This window comes from Pararhizobium sp. PWRC1-1 (assembly GCF_049897905.1).
Taxonomy (GTDB): domain Bacteria; phylum Pseudomonadota; class Alphaproteobacteria; order Rhizobiales; family Rhizobiaceae; genus Pararhizobium.
The window spans coordinates 237,337-251,559 of sequence record NZ_JAFCXE010000005.1 but is presented as its reverse complement, the minus strand read 5'-3'; the positions used below and the strand labels follow the sequence as shown (position 1 = coordinate 251,559).

Below are 14,223 nucleotides of genomic sequence, written 5' to 3'. Positions count from 1 at the left end.
AAAACGCTTGCCGTCGAGAACGATAGTGTGAGATTCCAAGGCTGCCGGGCGGCCCGCCACGACGATCATATCCATTTTCAGGTAGCACAATGACTTTCATCATCGCCATCGACGGACCTGCGGCTGCAGGCAAGGGGACATTGTCGCGCCGGATCGCCGAGGAATACGGTTTCTATCATCTCGATACCGGGTTGACCTACCGCGCCACTGCCAAGGCGCTGCTGGATGCCGGACTGCCGCTGGACGACGAGAGGATCGCCGAGCAGATGGCCCGCGACATCGAGCTTGCGGGGCTCGACCGCAGCGTCCTCTCCGCCCATTCGATCGGCGAAGCGGCCTCCAAGATCGCCGTCATGCCGCTGGTACGCCAGGCGCTTGTCGAGACGCAGCGCGCCTTTTCGCTGAGGGAACCCGGCACGGTGCTCGATGGCCGCGATATTGGTACCGTCGTCTGCCCGGATGCGCCCGTGAAACTCTATGTGACCGCCTCGGCCGAAGTGCGGGCGCGGCGACGGTTCGACGAGATCGTCGGCAACGGAATTCCGGCCGATTTCCTGGAGATCCTGGCCGATATCGTCAAACGTGACGAACGCGACATGGGACGCGCCGACAGCCCGCTGCGCCCGGCTGCGGATGCGCACTTGCTAGATACGTCCGAAATGAGTATAGAGGCCGCATTCTTAACGGCGAAGACGTTTGTCGATGCCGCATTGAAGCATTCAGCAGGTTCGGAAAACTGAACCACGGTTTTCCGATCAAACCTGCGACGAAATAGTCCGAACCACCATCCCCGCGCCGGATTTGCTCCTTCATGATTGGAGCGGATGGTTTTTGGACCTGTCAACGCTAACCCCCGGCGCCTGTGCCCCATGAAGGCACATCAGGAGTATTCATGTCTCAAGCTAACCCCACCCGCGACGATTTTGCCGCGTTGCTGCAGGAATCCTTTGCTACGCAGGATCTTGCCGAAGGCTACGTCACCAAGGGTATTGTAACGGCCATCGAGAAGGACGTCGCAATCGTTGACGTCGGCCTCAAGGTCGAAGGCCGCATCGCTCTGAAGGAATTCGGCGCGAAGGCCAAGGACGGCACGCTGAAGGTCGGCGATGAAGTCGAAGTTTACGTCGAGCGCATCGAAAATGCGATGGGCGAAGCCGTTCTGTCGCGCGAAAAGGCTCGCCGCGAAGAGAGCTGGATCCGTCTCGAAGTCAAGTTCGAAGCCGGCGAACGCGTCGAAGGCGTCATTTTCAACCAGGTCAAGGGTGGTTTCACCGTCGATCTGGATGGTGCCGTTGCCTTCCTTCCGCGCTCCCAGGTCGACATTCGTCCGATCCGCGACGTCACTCCGCTGATGCACAACCCGCAGCCCTTCGAAATCCTCAAGATGGACAAGCGCCGCGGCAACATCGTTGTTTCGCGCCGTACGGTTCTTGAAGAATCACGTGCTGAACAGCGTTCGGAAATCGTCCAGAACCTCGAAGAAGGCCAGGTTGTTGACGGCGTCGTCAAGAACATCACCGATTACGGTGCATTCGTTGACCTCGGCGGCATCGACGGCCTGCTGCACGTCACCGACATGGCATGGCGCCGCGTCAACCATCCGTCGGAAATCCTGAACATCGGCCAGCAGGTCAAGGTTCAGATCATCCGCATCAACCAGGAAACCCACCGCATCTCGCTCGGCATGAAGCAGCTCGAGTCGGATCCTTGGGATGGCATTGGTGCCAAGTACCCGGTCGGTAAGAAGATCTCCGGTACCGTCACCAACATCACCGACTACGGTGCATTCGTAGAGCTGGAGCCGGGCATCGAAGGCCTGATCCACATTTCCGAAATGTCCTGGACCAAGAAGAACGTACATCCCGGCAAGATCCTGTCCACGACGCAGGAAGTCGACGTTGTCGTTCTCGAAGTCGACCCGACCAAGCGCCGCATCTCGCTCGGCCTCAAGCAGACGCTCGAGAACCCGTGGCAGGCATTCGCGCACAGCCATCCGGCTGGCACGGAAGTTGAAGGCGAAGTCAAGAACAAGACCGAATTCGGCCTGTTCATTGGCCTCGACGGCGACGTTGACGGCATGGTGCATCTCTCCGACCTCGACTGGAACCGTCCGGGCGAACAGGTCATCGAAGAGTTCAACAAGGGCGACATGGTCAAGGCCGTCGTTCTGGATGTGGACGTCGAAAAGGAACGCATCTCGCTCGGCATCAAGCAGCTCGGCAAGGATGCAGTCGGCGATGCCGCTACATCTGGGGATCTGCGCAAGAACGCCGTTGTCTCGTGCGAAGTCCTGGCCGTCAACGACGGTGGCATCGAAGTGAAGCTCGTCAACCACGAAGACCTCACCTCGTTCATCCGCCGTGCCGATCTGTCGCGTGACCGCGACGAACAGCGTCCGGAGCGTTTCTCCGTTGGTCAGGTTGTCGACGCCCGCGTCACCAACTTCTCCAAGAAGGACCGCAAGGTCATGCTGTCGATCAAGGCTCTGGAAATTGCTGAAGAGAAGGAAGCCGTCGCACAGTTCGGTTCGTCCGACAGTGGCGCTTCGCTCGGCGACATCCTGGGTGCAGCCCTGAAGAACCGCGGCGGCGAATAAGCCTCTGCAGTCTGAATAAAGAAGCCCGCGGAAAGCGATTTCCGCGGGCTTTTTCGTGTCCTCTTCTGCAGCTGCGTCTGCGCGAATGGGCTCAGCCGTACCCGCCCATGCGGCGGTAGAGATCATAGGCGGCATCGCCGTCGTTCCCGGGCTCGTCCGGATCGGCCTGCTGGGCAGTGTTCGCATCCTCGTCCCGGGTTTCTGGCTGGTCGCCGTCTTCGCCATGCTGGCCTTGATCCTCTTCGTCAGCAAAGGCCTGTTTTTCCTCGTCCTCCACTTCGAGGGTTCGCGTCTCCTGCGTCTTTGCCGGCAGGTAGGGGATCATCGCGAAGGGGATTGCGTCGCGGATAATGCCCGCGTCCGGCAGGCGGGGCGTTAGGGCTTCGCGTGCATTCTCTTCCATCGTCGCGGAATGCAGGAGCGCCTGTCGGCCGGCCGCTTTTTCCTCCGGTCCATCCAGCATTGCGCTCCATGTGTCGGATTCGAGCCCAGCCATCTCCATCTGGTCGCCGATATCGCCGGTGAGCAGAGATGTGTCCGCCAGCATCTCGGCATTGTCGGCTGCTTCCAGCTGGGCAAACAGGATTTCGGCATCCATGTCCGCCGTCTCGCCGGCAAGCATTGCAAACAGTGTATCGGCTCCGTCCGGGGCTGCGCCGGGCAGCGGCAGGCTGGCTTCGACCAACACTTTCAGCGTCTGGGCAAGGCTCTTTTCCGGGCGGTGCATTGCCGCTTCGTCCGACGGCGAGAGGAGGTCATCGGCGCTGTTGGAGGATTGATCCTGCGGTTCGATCTCCAGCTCCCACTCGCCTAGATCATGCCCCTTGAAGCCAACGACCTCGTTGAGATCGCGGGTAACTGTCGGTTTGACCCGTGACGTTGCCGCACTTACCGGCGTGTCTGGTTCTGTTTCCAGCGTTCGGAAATCGCCGCCATCGATGTCGGCTTCAAGTCTGGTCGTACCGGCAGAATGCTCTGGCCGCGTGGACGCTTCCTTTGGCTCGGAAAGGTCAAGGCCCAGTTCCTCCGCCAATTCTGCCTTCAACTGGCCATCCATGTCGGACGCGATCGTGGCGACCAGCGACAAGGCCTCCGGATCGGCGGCCAGAAAGGCTGCAGCAGCGCGCAGCAGCGGGATCGTGTCGGAGTTCGCCCTGGTCGTCTGTTGCGGCTGCCCGCTGGCAGGTGCTGCGTCGTTGCCGCGCGCCGTCTGGGCCTTTGCCGGCTGCTCCGTGCGCAATGCCGCCGCCGGGCCGTCCTCGTTGATGCTCTCTTCGAAGGCAATGATGGCTGGAGCCGTGTCGTCACCGCCGAAGGCTTTCTTCAGTGCGGCCTGTAACAGTCCGGGGTCGGCAATGACGGCAGGGTTTGCTACCATCCTTTGCAGGTTGAGCGCTGGCGCCTGCCGGCCCGGAACGGGCGCCTGTGCCTGCCCCTGTGGCCCGGTGGTATTGGGCAGCGGCTTGCCATCCGGCTGCGTTCTATCGGCGCGAGGCACAATGGGCGGCATGACGGGCTTGTCCAGCAGGCGCGGCATATCGATGATCGAGGGCATCTTCAGCACCTCGGCGAGAATTTTCATGGAAATCGCCAGGTTGTGCTGCCCCAGCTGCTTTTCCAGCGCCGCCCGCGCTGCCGGCGGCAGCGTCTCAAGAAAGACGGCCAGCCGTTTGGTGAAATCGCGCAACGTCTCCTGCGGCAGAGGTGGAAATTTCAGGATCTTTGCCAGCGTATCGAGCAGGCGAATCAAGGCGTCCTTCGGCAGAGGTTCGCTTCCGAGCAGATGGCGGTTCAGCGTCTCCAGAATTTTCAGAACCGCGTCCGACTGGTTTCCCGAGATCCGGCCCGGAATCGCGACCGGCAGCATCCGCTCTCGCGGTGTGATGGCTTCCACCACGATCGCCGCCTGCGCCGAAGCGACAGGCATCTTGACTGTGAGAATGGGCATGAGCATCGCAATCTCCGTCAGGTTCGAGGGGGAGGCCGTAGGCAGTTCGGCATGCGGGCTAAGGGCCGGATGACACCAAGCAATGTCGAGGGATGATGGCGCTTCATGCGCATGCCCGAGGGCTCGTTCACGGCCAAACCAGACTGCGGCGGTGGCCTCGGAACCAAGGTTGCCGAGCATTGTATGCTTCCATATTAGGATGGAATGATTGACAGATTATTAACCATACCGAAGGTGCGATATCCGGGGCGGCAAGGCGCCCCTTGACCCTTGCCGCCCTTTCGCCGCTCGCGTACATATTTGCGCTGCGCCGCCGCCCATTACGCGGCGGGCATGGAATTGCTTTCGGGGGGAATGCGATGAACTTGACCAACCTGATCCTCAACACCGATAGCTATAAATTCAGCCATTTCCTTCAATATCCACCAGGCACGCGCGGCATCTCCGCCTATATCGAGACCCGGGGTCATCCCGATCTGGCGGACGTCCTGTTCTTCGGCCTGCAGATGTTCCTCAAGGAATATCTCGGCAAGCCGGTAACCCGGGCCGATGTCGATGAGGCGGAAGCGATCGTTCTTGCCCATGGCCTGCCGTTCAACCGGGCCGGTTGGATGCGCATCGTCGATCATTTCGGTGGCTATCTTCCGCTTGAAATCCAGGCCCTGCCGGAGGGAACGCTGCTGCGCCGCGGCGTGCCGATGGTCCAGGTCGTCAATACCGATCCGGACAGCTACTGGCTGACATCCTATATCGAGACCGCGCTGCTGCGTGCCGTCTGGTATCCGTCATCGGTCGCCAGCAATGCACGCAAGGTCAAGCAGATCATCCGGCCGATCCTCGAAAAGACCTGCGACGATCCGGAAGCAGCCCTGCCGTTCCGCCTGCACGATTTCGGTGCCCGGGGTGTCGGCGCTCTGGAGCAGGCGGGCATCGGCGGAGCCGCCCATCTCGTCAATTTCATGGGCACCGACACCATGACCGGCGTGCTCTATGCGAAGCGCTACTATGGCGCCAAAATGGCCGGGTTCTCGATCCCCGCATCCGAACACTCGACGATGACCGCCTGGGGCGTCGAGCGGGAAGCAGAGGCCTATTCCAACATGATCGATCGCTTTGCCGGCGGCGGCATGTTCGCCGTCGTGTCGGACAGCTACGACATCAACTATGCGGTCTCGAAAATCTGGGGCGAGCAGTTGCGTGAAAAGGTCAGGGCCAGCGGCGGTACGGTGGTCATCCGGCCCGACAGCGGCGATCCGATCGAGACGCCGGTGCATGTGATCAAGCAGCTCGACTATCACTTCGGCTCAACGCTGAACGGCAAGGGCTACAAGGTGCTCGACAGGTCCGTCCGGGTGATCCAGGGCGACGGCATTTCCAACGCCGATATCAGCCAGATCCTCGGCCGGCTGGAGGCTTTCGGTTTTTCCGCCGAAAACATCGCCTTCGGCATGGGTGGCGGCCTCTTGCAGAAAGTCAACCGCGATACCTATTCCTTCGCCATGAAAACCAATGCGCGGCTTGATGAAGCCGGCAAATGGCACGATGTCTTCAAACGTCCCGCCACCATGAACGTCAAGGCGTCAAAGGCGGGACGCCAGGCAGTTGTCAACGGGCTCGGTGGCCTTGAAGCGGCGCGTCTCGATGAGCTCAAGGATCGCCACAATCATCTGGAAACGGTCTGGAAGAATGGCGATCTGCTGCGCGATTGGAGCTTTGAAGAAATCCGCGCCCGGGCAAAATAGCGTATTGCCTGGCGGCCGGTACCGCCCCATCTTTGGCTCTGGTTTATCGTGGAGCCCTCAAGATGACGGTTCGTCCGCCCCAATCCCTGTCGCCGCCCTTTACCAAGGATGGTGCTCTCAACCTGCTTGAATACGAGCTGATGTCGGAGCGGGCGGATGCGCTCGGTCGGCATGGATTGAAGGTGGAAAAGGCGACCGCCGCGTTGAGCGTGCTCAGCGACCCTAAAACAACACCGGAGCGTCGTGAGCAATTGTTGGATGATGCCGCTGACGTCGTCTGGGCGTTCTTCATCCAGCGAGAGATCTGCGGCCTGCGCTCAAACCGCGATGCCGTCCAGCGCTATGGCATCCCCAAGGAAGTGATGGCGCGTCTCGGCATTGTTCGGCCCAAGCCTTAATCAGGCTGCTTGCTTTTCCTTCTTTGCAAGCAGCGCATAGATGCCGTTTTCATCAACCTCGATGGGCAGAATCGGCTCGGTGACTTCAGTCATGTCTGGGCCGTTATTCGAAATCAGGTAGACCTCTTCCTGTTCGCTTAACGAAATATCGTTCTTGCCGTTGGCATTTTCGGGACCTCTGTCAGCCAACTCACTGGCAACGCCCTCTGGTGCCTCTGCCGCGTCCGGAATGTCCCGGATCGCCTCTCCGCCCGCAGCCAGAACCTGGATCGTCTCGACGGCAGCTGCCACCGGGTCTTCGGTCGCTCCAGCTTCAGCCGCGCCTTTGCCGATCGCCTGTTCGTTCTGTGTTTTCACCGCCTCGTGGAGGTCCTTGACGTCCTCCAGCTTTTCTCCGGCCTCCAGTGCGCCAATCTGTTCTTCGCGCTCCGCCTTCGTTTCTGCATCCTCGACCTTGGTCGGATCGCTCGTTTCTCCTGCCCGCTCGAGCTTCAGCTCTTCAAGGGTTTTCGGATCGACAATGGTTTCCATTCTCTGCAGGACCTTCGTCCGCGACGCCGTAGTTCCCGAAATACCGGTGGCGCGTTCTTCCAGCGCGATTTCGAGTTTGTCGTCCTCTTTGCCGTAGGGGTTCTTGATCGCCTTGACGAGGTCATCGAGAGAAATCCCGAGATCGGCGAGACCGAGCTTGTCGGTCAAGGCGAATTTCTCCTGGGGACCGAGTTGCGCGATCGCCTTTTCAAGTTGCACGCCGTAACTGTAACCGGACTGGCCTTCCTGCTTTTCAATGCCGAGCATTTTTCCAAGAGATTCAACCAGCTTGATCTTCATCTCGTTGACATCGAGGGCGCCCGTGTTGAAAAAATGCGCGTTGATTTTCTCATTGGCGGCACCCTGCACTTCGTCGGAGCGCAGCTTTGTCTTGAGGACCTTGTCCTCCTTCTTGCCTTTCAGCTTTTCATCTTCCTCAACCCGGCGCTTTCCAGCGTCATCGATGACCGATTGCATGAGGGATGTGATGCCGGTCGCGGCCGCTTGCTGGGTCGGAAACAGCATGTCAAATCGGTCCAGTCCGTTGATGCGTCATGTTGGACGCGCTGTTTTGTCGTGTCAGTGGCTGATTAGGCAGCTTCTGCCTTCGTCCCCTCGGCCTGACGCTTGAGAATTTCGTAGACTCCGTTTTCATCAGCGCCGACGGCCAGAATACCTTCAGCCGAAGCTTCTTCACCCACCGGTGCGGCTGCATCGCCAGGGCCAGAGCGCGCCAGAAGCACGGCCATATCAGTCTCGTCCTTTGCTTCCTCGGATTGCTTGGTCGTGCCGTCCTCGGTATCGAGCGGTTCGATCCGAGTTGAGCTGGTGTCGGCAGTGGCGCTTTCCACCTTCGCAACCATTTCCGCCATTTCGGCGCTGGCAGCCATGGTCAGCAGGAGGTCGCCGGCAGGAACGGCCTCAGCGGCAGGCGTACCATCCGTTGTCGTGTCCGTTCCAGTGGATGGAGCGTTGAGGATGGCATCGTTAACCTCGGCGATCGTCTCCTGGACCTCCTGGACCTCCTCCAGTTTCACGCCCGCCTCAAGCTTCTGGATCTGCTCTTCGCGCTCTTTGCGCGTTTCATCGGTCTCGACCCGGGTCGGGTCCGGCTGCTGTGTCCGTTCAAGCTTCAGCTCTTCGAGGGATTTCGGATCGGCGATATCCTCCAGCCGCTGGATGGCGATCTGCTTGTCTTCCTTCGATGTGCCGGTATCGCGCGCCGCATCATCGAGAGCTTCCTGGATGATTTGCGCCTGCTTGCCGGTGGGGTTTTTGATCGCATCCACGAGTTGGGCCGCCGTGATCCCAAGGTCTCTCAAACCGGCCTTGGTTTCGAGCTCGGCAATATCGACCGGCAGCGACTTGCGCACGCTCGCCATCGTCTCGCCGATGCGCTTGCTATACGGCAGATCCTCTTCACCGTCGTTCTGTGTCAGACCGTAACGCGCCACGAAGCGGGCAGCCATCTTCGTCATTTCGGTCGGCTCTTCGGCAGTGCCATCGAGCACCGCATCGATGTCATCGACTTTGACCCGGAAACGAGCCAGCGTGATCTCCTGCGCGTGCCCGGGGATCGGTGATGAAATGGGAAGGTTCGCCTCCTTCTTGCCGATCATCGACACCAGCGTGAGCGTATCACCGACACGGGTGCCGAAATCCGTATTGGATTCACCATCGTCGCGCGTCACGCCGAGGATATCCAGAAAACGCGAGATCAGCTCGACCATCGGGCTGTCGTCGCTCTTCAGGGCGCCGAAGAAATGCGCGTTGACCTTGTCGTTCAGCGCCGCATGGCTCTTGCTTGCCGAGATCCGGGCCTTGAGGATATCATCCTCTTTGGTTTCCCTGCGCGCCTTCTTCTCGTCTTCGGCGCGCTTCTCTTCCGCCTGGTCGATCATCGACTGCATCAGCGTGGTGGTAACGGTTCCGGCGCTTGACTGAAGGGGTGTGATCATCGCAGCTCTGCCTGGTTTGCAACGTGGGATAACGTTAAGGATAACCGGCAACCATTAATGTGTGATTAACCTATTTTCGCAATTATTACATTAGGATATCGTCAACTGCGGAGACGCCGCGGGTACATCGCACCGGCAGCTCTGGTCTTGCATGTATCGCTCCCGACCGGTCACTTGCTGGCCGGACTGCGGCATCAGCTATGCGCGAAAATATCAGTTTCTTCCCAGCCGATCAGGTCTAGCTTGGAACGGGTCGGCAAGAAGGCGAAGCAGGCGTCGGCATGGTCGGCGCGGCCATCGCGGATTAGGCGTGCAGTCAGCGTGTCGCGCAGCGCGTGCAGATGCAGCACGTCGGACGCGGCATATTCCACCTGCGCCTGCGAGAGCTTTTCGGCTGCCCAGTCGGAGGATTGTTGATGCTTGGAAATATCGACATCGAGCAGTTCCTTCAGATTGTCCTTCAGCCCGTGCCGGTCCGTATAGGTCCGCGTCAGCCGCGAGGCGATCTTGGTGCAGAACACCGGCGTCGTCGTGACGCCGAACGTGTGGAACAGCACGGCGATATCGAAGCGGCCGAAGTGGAAGATCTTCTGGCGGGTTGGGTCTTCCAGCATGGCAACGAGGTTCGGCGCCTGCGTCTGGCCCTTGGCAATCCGGATCACATCGGCCGTACCGTCGCCGGGCGAAAGCTGCACGACGCAGAGCCGGTCGCGGCGCGGAATGAGGCCGAGCGTTTCGGTATCGATGGCGATGGCGCCCTTGTAGCGGGCAGCGTCTTCAACTGAAATGTCGCCTTCGTGAAGCCGTATTGTATTTGCCATGGAAAACCCCACATCAGCCGGACAAGGTGCAGCACTTTGGTTCAAGTCGTTGGGCTATAGCGCAACTTCACCGGAAACGATACCGTCTCCTCATGCCCGGGAGGAGACCCATGGCGTTCATCGGGTACCAGTTGGAACGTAGATGTTGATCCTGCAGACTGTTTTTCTTTCCACCGCCCTGGTTCTGTCCGGTGTTCCCGTCGCCGCTACGCCGCCGTCAACCACGCCCGTTCAGCTTGCCCAGGTCTATACCGATCTGCCGGGTGTGAAGACACCGGAAGAGGCTTTCGATGCCAAGCGGATCTACTGCGAACAGACCGTCGTCGAGCGCGAGGGCCACCCCACCTTTGCTCCGCGCTACCGGACCATCAACAATTGCCGCCAGGGCGACGGCCCGGTGTTCCAGTCTCCCGGCACGCCCCGCTCGATCGACCGCTATATGCGCGGTCTCGATTATTAGACCCATCCTCCCGGCCGGCCGCCTTGCAAATCGGCGGATCATCAATACAAGTTCGGCCAAGAGGAATGCCGGGCCTTTCCCGCGCCCGGCCAGGGAGATGATATCATGCCTGAAACGCAACGGCCCTTGGCCATCTGCGCGCCGGAGCCGCGCACGCTCGATCTGATCTTCACGCCGCAGGCACTGGAGCAGTTGAAAGCCAGGTATCGCATCGTCGAAGCCGATCCGGACAATATCGCTGGGCTGGGCGACGATATCCTCCGCGAAGCGCGTTACATAATCGGCCAGCCGCCCCTGAGTGCCGAGACTTTGGCGCGCATGCCGCAGCTGCGTTGCATCCTCAATGTCGAAAGCAACCTGATCAACAACATGCCCTATGAGGTTCTGTTTGCCCGCGGCATCCATGTGGTGACGACGGGCCAGGTGTTTGCCGAGCCGGTCGCCGAGATGGGCCTTGCCATGGCGCTGAACATCGCCCGCGGCATCGTCGATGCCGACGTCGATTTCCGGGAGGGCCGTGAGCTGTGGGGTGGCGAGGGCAATGCAAGGGCACGGCTGCTGTCGGGTGCCGATGTCGGCATTGTCGGCTTCGGCGATCTCGGCAAGGCGCTGAACCGCGTGCTCTCCGGTTTCCGCACCAATACCCGCGTCTACGATCCCTGGATGCCGGCCTCGATCCTCATCGATAACTGCGTCAAGCCGTCGAGCCTGGAGGATGTTTTGACGCAGAGCGATTTCATTTTCGTCGTTGCGGCAGTCACAAGCGAGAACCAGCATTTCGTCGGCGCCCAGGCTTTTGCCAGCATGCGTCCGGGCGCCGCCTTCATCCTGCTCAGCCGCGCCAATGTCGTCGATTTCGATGCGCTGATGGCAGCGGTCGCACGCGGCCATATCGTGGCAGCCAGCGATGTCTATCCCGACGAGCCATTGCCATCAGATCATCCTGTCCGCAGCCTCAAGGGTTTTCTCCGCTCCGCCCACCGGGCCGGAGCGCTCGACAGCGCCTTCAAGAAGATGGGCGACATGGTGCTGGAGGACATGGACCTGATGGACCGCAACCTGCCGCCGATGCGCTGCAAGCGGGCCGAACGCGAGACGGTGTCGCGCATGCGCTCCAAGCCCGTCAGCGTCAATTGACCACCATCAACTGACGATCGCCGGCTTCAGCTTGGACCTGCCTGCCGAAAGTACCAGCGGTGCTGCCATCAGGCAAAGCGCTCCGGCGATCATCAGCGCGGGCAGGTAGCTCGCGTAGTTGTCGCGGATGAAGCCGCCGCCGAAGGCTGCGAAGGCGGCGCCGATCTGGTGGCCGGTGAATACCCAGCCGAACACCATGTTGGCCCGCTCGCGGCCGAAATGCTGAGCGGTGAGTTTTACGGTCGGCGGAACGGTGGCCACCCAATCCAGCCCGTAGAAAATGGCGAAGATCGACAGGCCGAGGAATTCGAAGCCGGTGAACGGCAGCCAGAGCAGCGACAATCCGCGCAGGCCATAATACCAGAATAGAAGCCAGCGGTTATCGTAACGGTCGGACAGCCAGCCGGATGCGACGGTGCCGGCGAAATCGAACACGCCGATAATGGCGAGAATGCCCGTCGCGGTGATTGCCGTCATGCCATAATCGGCGCAGAGCGAGACGAAATGCGTCTGGATCAGCCCGTTGGTCGATGCGCCGCAGACGAAGAACGACAGGAACAGCACCCAGAAGATTTTTGTCTTCGAGGCCTCGATGAGCACGTCGATTGGCGAATTGGTCTTGAGCGAAGCAGTGGCTGGCGGGTCGTCAACCACTTGGCCATAGGGACGCAAGCCGAGGTCGAAGGCCTGTCGCGCATGAACAGCAGCATGGCCACGGCGCAGACGAACAGCATGCCGAGAATGAACAGGACGGCCGCACGCCATCCATAGGCTTCCGTCAGCGCCGCGATCAGCGGCATGAACACGAGCTGGCCGGTGGCGGTGCTGGCCGTCAACAGGCCGATGACCAGGCCGCGCCGGGCTGTGAACCAGCGGGTGGCGACGGTTGCGCCCATCACCATCGCGGTCAGCCCCGTGCCGGTACCAACGACGAAGCCCCAGAGCACGACCAGTTGCCAGACCTCGCGCATGAACAGCGACAGGCCCATGCCGATGAACACGACGGTCAGCGCCGTCAACGCCATCAACCGCATGCCGAACCGGTTCATCAGCGCGGCGGCAAACGGCGCCATCAGCCCGAACAGGATGAAGCGCATCGCAAGGGCCGCCGAAATCTCCGTTGCCTCCCAGCCGAATTCCTTCTGCAGGGGCAGGATCAGAACCGATGGTGCGCCGATGGTTCCGGCAGTGACGAGCATGGTGAGGAATGCGGTGGCGGCAACGATCCAGCCATAATGGATGTCGCGCTGTTCTAGCCGTCTGGAAAGCGTTGTGGAGAGCATGGGCAGGGTTCTCAACGGGCCCGGCATCAGGAGCGATGCGACTAAATGACTATCAATATGAAAGTCACTAGTACATAAGCTTTCATTATGCAAGTTACTAGCGGAGAGGATGGCGATCAGCGTGGGCCTGTGCCTCATCGGCAAGACGGCTCGGGAACTGTAAGGGCAGAAAAGCGCAAAGAGACGGTCTCCACTGACGATCTCAGAGGAGTTTACCGCAGTCTCTGGGACCGGGGAAAATTCAGGCCTGGCGGATTGATTTCAGAGAGAAATTTTCAGCGTCGATCGGCTTGCCGGTCAAGCTGTCGACATAGATCGGCAGGGCGGCGGCCCCGGTTTCCGTGTCGGTCAGCCGCATGGTGACGCCGCGATCGGCGAAATGCTGGTTGCCGAACATCGACAGCGCGATCAGCAAAGGCTGCAGTTCACGCCCCATGTCGGTCAGCAGATATTCGTAGCGCACCGGCCGGTCCTGATAGGCGCGCTTTTCCAGAAGCCCGGCCTCGACCAGCGATTTCAGCCGCCGTGTCAGGATGTTGGGCGCAATGCCGGTGCTTTTCTGGAATTCATCGAATTTCGTGCGGCCGAAGAACACATCCCGTAGGATGAGAATGCTCCACCATTCGCCCACCCGGTCGAGGGTACGGGCGATGGGGCAATTCATCTCGTCGAAGTTCCGGCGCTGCATGGCTCTTATGTAGAGCCTCGGCTTGCATCCTGCAAGTCGCTCGAGTTACTCGCCGTTGACCCGGCGCATCGCTTGGAGGATCGAGCCCTTGGTTCCATGGCCGGTCTTGTAGAGGCCGAGCATCACGGTGGCGGCATCGCGGCCGTCATCGCTGTCGAGGGTAGTGCGGGTTTCCTCGCACCATTCCTCCAGCGCACCGCAGACCACTTCGATTTCACTCTGGTTCAAGGCCATGTCCGACAGAAACGACATTGTTCCACCCTACCGTTCGAAACACACCCAGTTTGACCGATAGTGTAAAGCCTTGAGGAGCGCTGGCAATTCCCAGATCTGGGGGTATTGAGCCGGAGAACGAGCCACCGGGCAGCGTCGCTGCCGGTAATAGCACATGCTCCGTCCGATCATTCCGCCCTGGCTGCGGACGCTTCGACCAGGGAAGCCGCGATCGCCATGGCAAGGAGCTTGCCCTTGGCTCTAACCGTGCCGCTGTCGAAATCGCGTGCCGACAGAGCGAGGTCCATGCCCTCGCGCATCAGTATCTGTTGTGCCCTGTAAACTGCCCAGTTTTCGACGTCGTCGCGCTTCTGCATTGCGCTGCCCCCCGGCTAAATCATTTAGCGTTGTCGTTCTGCTCTCAATCCGGCCTGGACGCAGGCACATG

13 protein-coding genes and 1 pseudogene are annotated in these 14,223 nt (G+C 60.4%); 6 read left to right on the top strand and 8 right to left on the bottom strand.

Annotated features, from left to right (window positions below; translation table 11 throughout):
- The first annotated feature begins 89 nt into the window (after nt 1–89).
- Both cmk and rpsA read left to right on the top strand, forming a co-directional pair.
- Nucleotides 90–740, top strand: a complete 651-nt coding sequence (gene cmk, locus ACP7E0_RS10965; protein WP_426124857.1) for a (d)CMP kinase — start codon at nt 90–92, stop codon at nt 738–740.
- Nucleotides 741–892: 152 nt separating this feature from the next.
- Nucleotides 893–2,596: a 30S ribosomal protein S1 gene (rpsA, locus tag ACP7E0_RS10960; RefSeq protein WP_426124856.1), complete on the top strand. Its 1,704-nt coding sequence runs from the start codon at nt 893–895 to the stop codon at nt 2,594–2,596.
- A 91-nt stretch (nt 2,597–2,687) separates the two neighbouring features.
- Here rpsA and ACP7E0_RS10955 read toward each other — a convergent pair whose 3' ends face one another.
- The gene (locus ACP7E0_RS10955) at nt 2,688–4,724 is read right to left on the bottom strand and encodes a hypothetical protein (RefSeq protein WP_426124854.1); all 2,037 of its coding nucleotides are present in this window, start codon (nt 4,722–4,724) and stop codon (nt 2,688–2,690) included.
- Nucleotides 4,725–4,903: 179 nt separating this feature from the next.
- Between ACP7E0_RS10955 and ACP7E0_RS10950 the strand changes: the two genes are divergently transcribed.
- Together ACP7E0_RS10950 and ACP7E0_RS10945 are read left to right on the top strand one after the other, a co-directional pair.
- Nucleotides 4,904–6,286: a nicotinate phosphoribosyltransferase gene (locus tag ACP7E0_RS10950; protein ID WP_426124852.1), complete on the top strand. Its 1,383-nt coding sequence runs from the start codon at nt 4,904–4,906 to the stop codon at nt 6,284–6,286.
- A gap of 62 nt (nt 6,287–6,348) precedes the next feature.
- Nucleotides 6,349–6,684 carry a DUF6665 family protein gene (locus ACP7E0_RS10945; RefSeq protein ID WP_426124851.1) on the top strand — a complete coding sequence of 112 codons (336 nt, stop codon included), beginning with the start codon at nt 6,349–6,351 and terminating at the stop codon, nt 6,682–6,684.
- On the opposite strand, the gene ACP7E0_RS10940 is transcribed toward ACP7E0_RS10945, so the two are convergent.
- The 3 genes from ACP7E0_RS10940 to ACP7E0_RS10930 all read right to left on the bottom strand — a co-directional run bounded on the left by ACP7E0_RS10940 (nt 6,685) and on the right by ACP7E0_RS10930 (nt 9,994).
- Complete coding sequence (locus ACP7E0_RS10940) at nt 6,685–7,740, bottom strand: hypothetical protein (RefSeq protein ID WP_426124850.1); 1,056 nt, start codon at nt 7,738–7,740, stop codon at nt 6,685–6,687. It abuts the gene before it with no gap.
- Nucleotides 7,741–7,805: 65 nt separating this feature from the next.
- Nucleotides 7,806–9,173 (bottom strand): hypothetical protein, encoded by a 1,368-nt coding sequence (locus ACP7E0_RS10935; protein ID WP_426124849.1) that lies wholly within the window; start codon nt 9,171–9,173, stop codon nt 7,806–7,808.
- A 194-nt stretch (nt 9,174–9,367) separates the two neighbouring features.
- Nucleotides 9,368–9,994 (bottom strand): ribonuclease D, encoded by a 627-nt coding sequence (locus tag ACP7E0_RS10930; RefSeq protein ID WP_426124848.1) that lies wholly within the window; start codon nt 9,992–9,994, stop codon nt 9,368–9,370.
- A 142-nt stretch (nt 9,995–10,136) separates the two neighbouring features.
- Here ACP7E0_RS10930 and ACP7E0_RS10925 point away from each other — a divergent pair, with 142 nt between their 5' ends.
- Both ACP7E0_RS10925 and ACP7E0_RS10920 read left to right on the top strand, forming a co-directional pair.
- Nucleotides 10,137–10,454 (top strand): hypothetical protein, encoded by a 318-nt coding sequence (locus ACP7E0_RS10925; protein WP_426124847.1) that lies wholly within the window; start codon nt 10,137–10,139, stop codon nt 10,452–10,454.
- A gap of 105 nt (nt 10,455–10,559) precedes the next feature.
- Entirely contained in the window at nt 10,560–11,591 is a 1,032-nt protein-coding gene (locus ACP7E0_RS10920) for a hydroxyacid dehydrogenase (protein WP_426124846.1), read from the top strand.
- Nucleotides 11,592–11,597: 6 nt separating this feature from the next.
- Here ACP7E0_RS10920 and ACP7E0_RS10915 read toward each other — a convergent pair.
- The 4 genes and pseudogenes from ACP7E0_RS10915 to ACP7E0_RS10900 all read right to left on the bottom strand — a co-directional run bounded on the left by ACP7E0_RS10915 (nt 11,598) and on the right by ACP7E0_RS10900 (nt 14,152).
- Nucleotides 11,598–12,874, bottom strand: a pseudogene (locus tag ACP7E0_RS10915) (MFS transporter).
- A 241-nt stretch (nt 12,875–13,115) separates the two neighbouring features.
- Nucleotides 13,116–13,538: a winged helix-turn-helix transcriptional regulator gene (locus ACP7E0_RS10910; RefSeq protein WP_426124845.1), complete on the bottom strand. Its 423-nt coding sequence runs from the start codon at nt 13,536–13,538 to the stop codon at nt 13,116–13,118.
- Between the two features lie 69 nt (nt 13,539–13,607).
- The gene (locus tag ACP7E0_RS10905) at nt 13,608–13,814 is read right to left on the bottom strand and encodes a hypothetical protein (protein WP_426124844.1); all 207 of its coding nucleotides are present in this window, start codon (nt 13,812–13,814) and stop codon (nt 13,608–13,610) included.
- Between the two features lie 149 nt (nt 13,815–13,963).
- Entirely contained in the window at nt 13,964–14,152 is a 189-nt protein-coding gene (locus ACP7E0_RS10900) for a hypothetical protein (RefSeq protein ID WP_426124843.1), read from the bottom strand.
- Nucleotides 14,153–14,223: the final 71 nt, after the last annotated feature.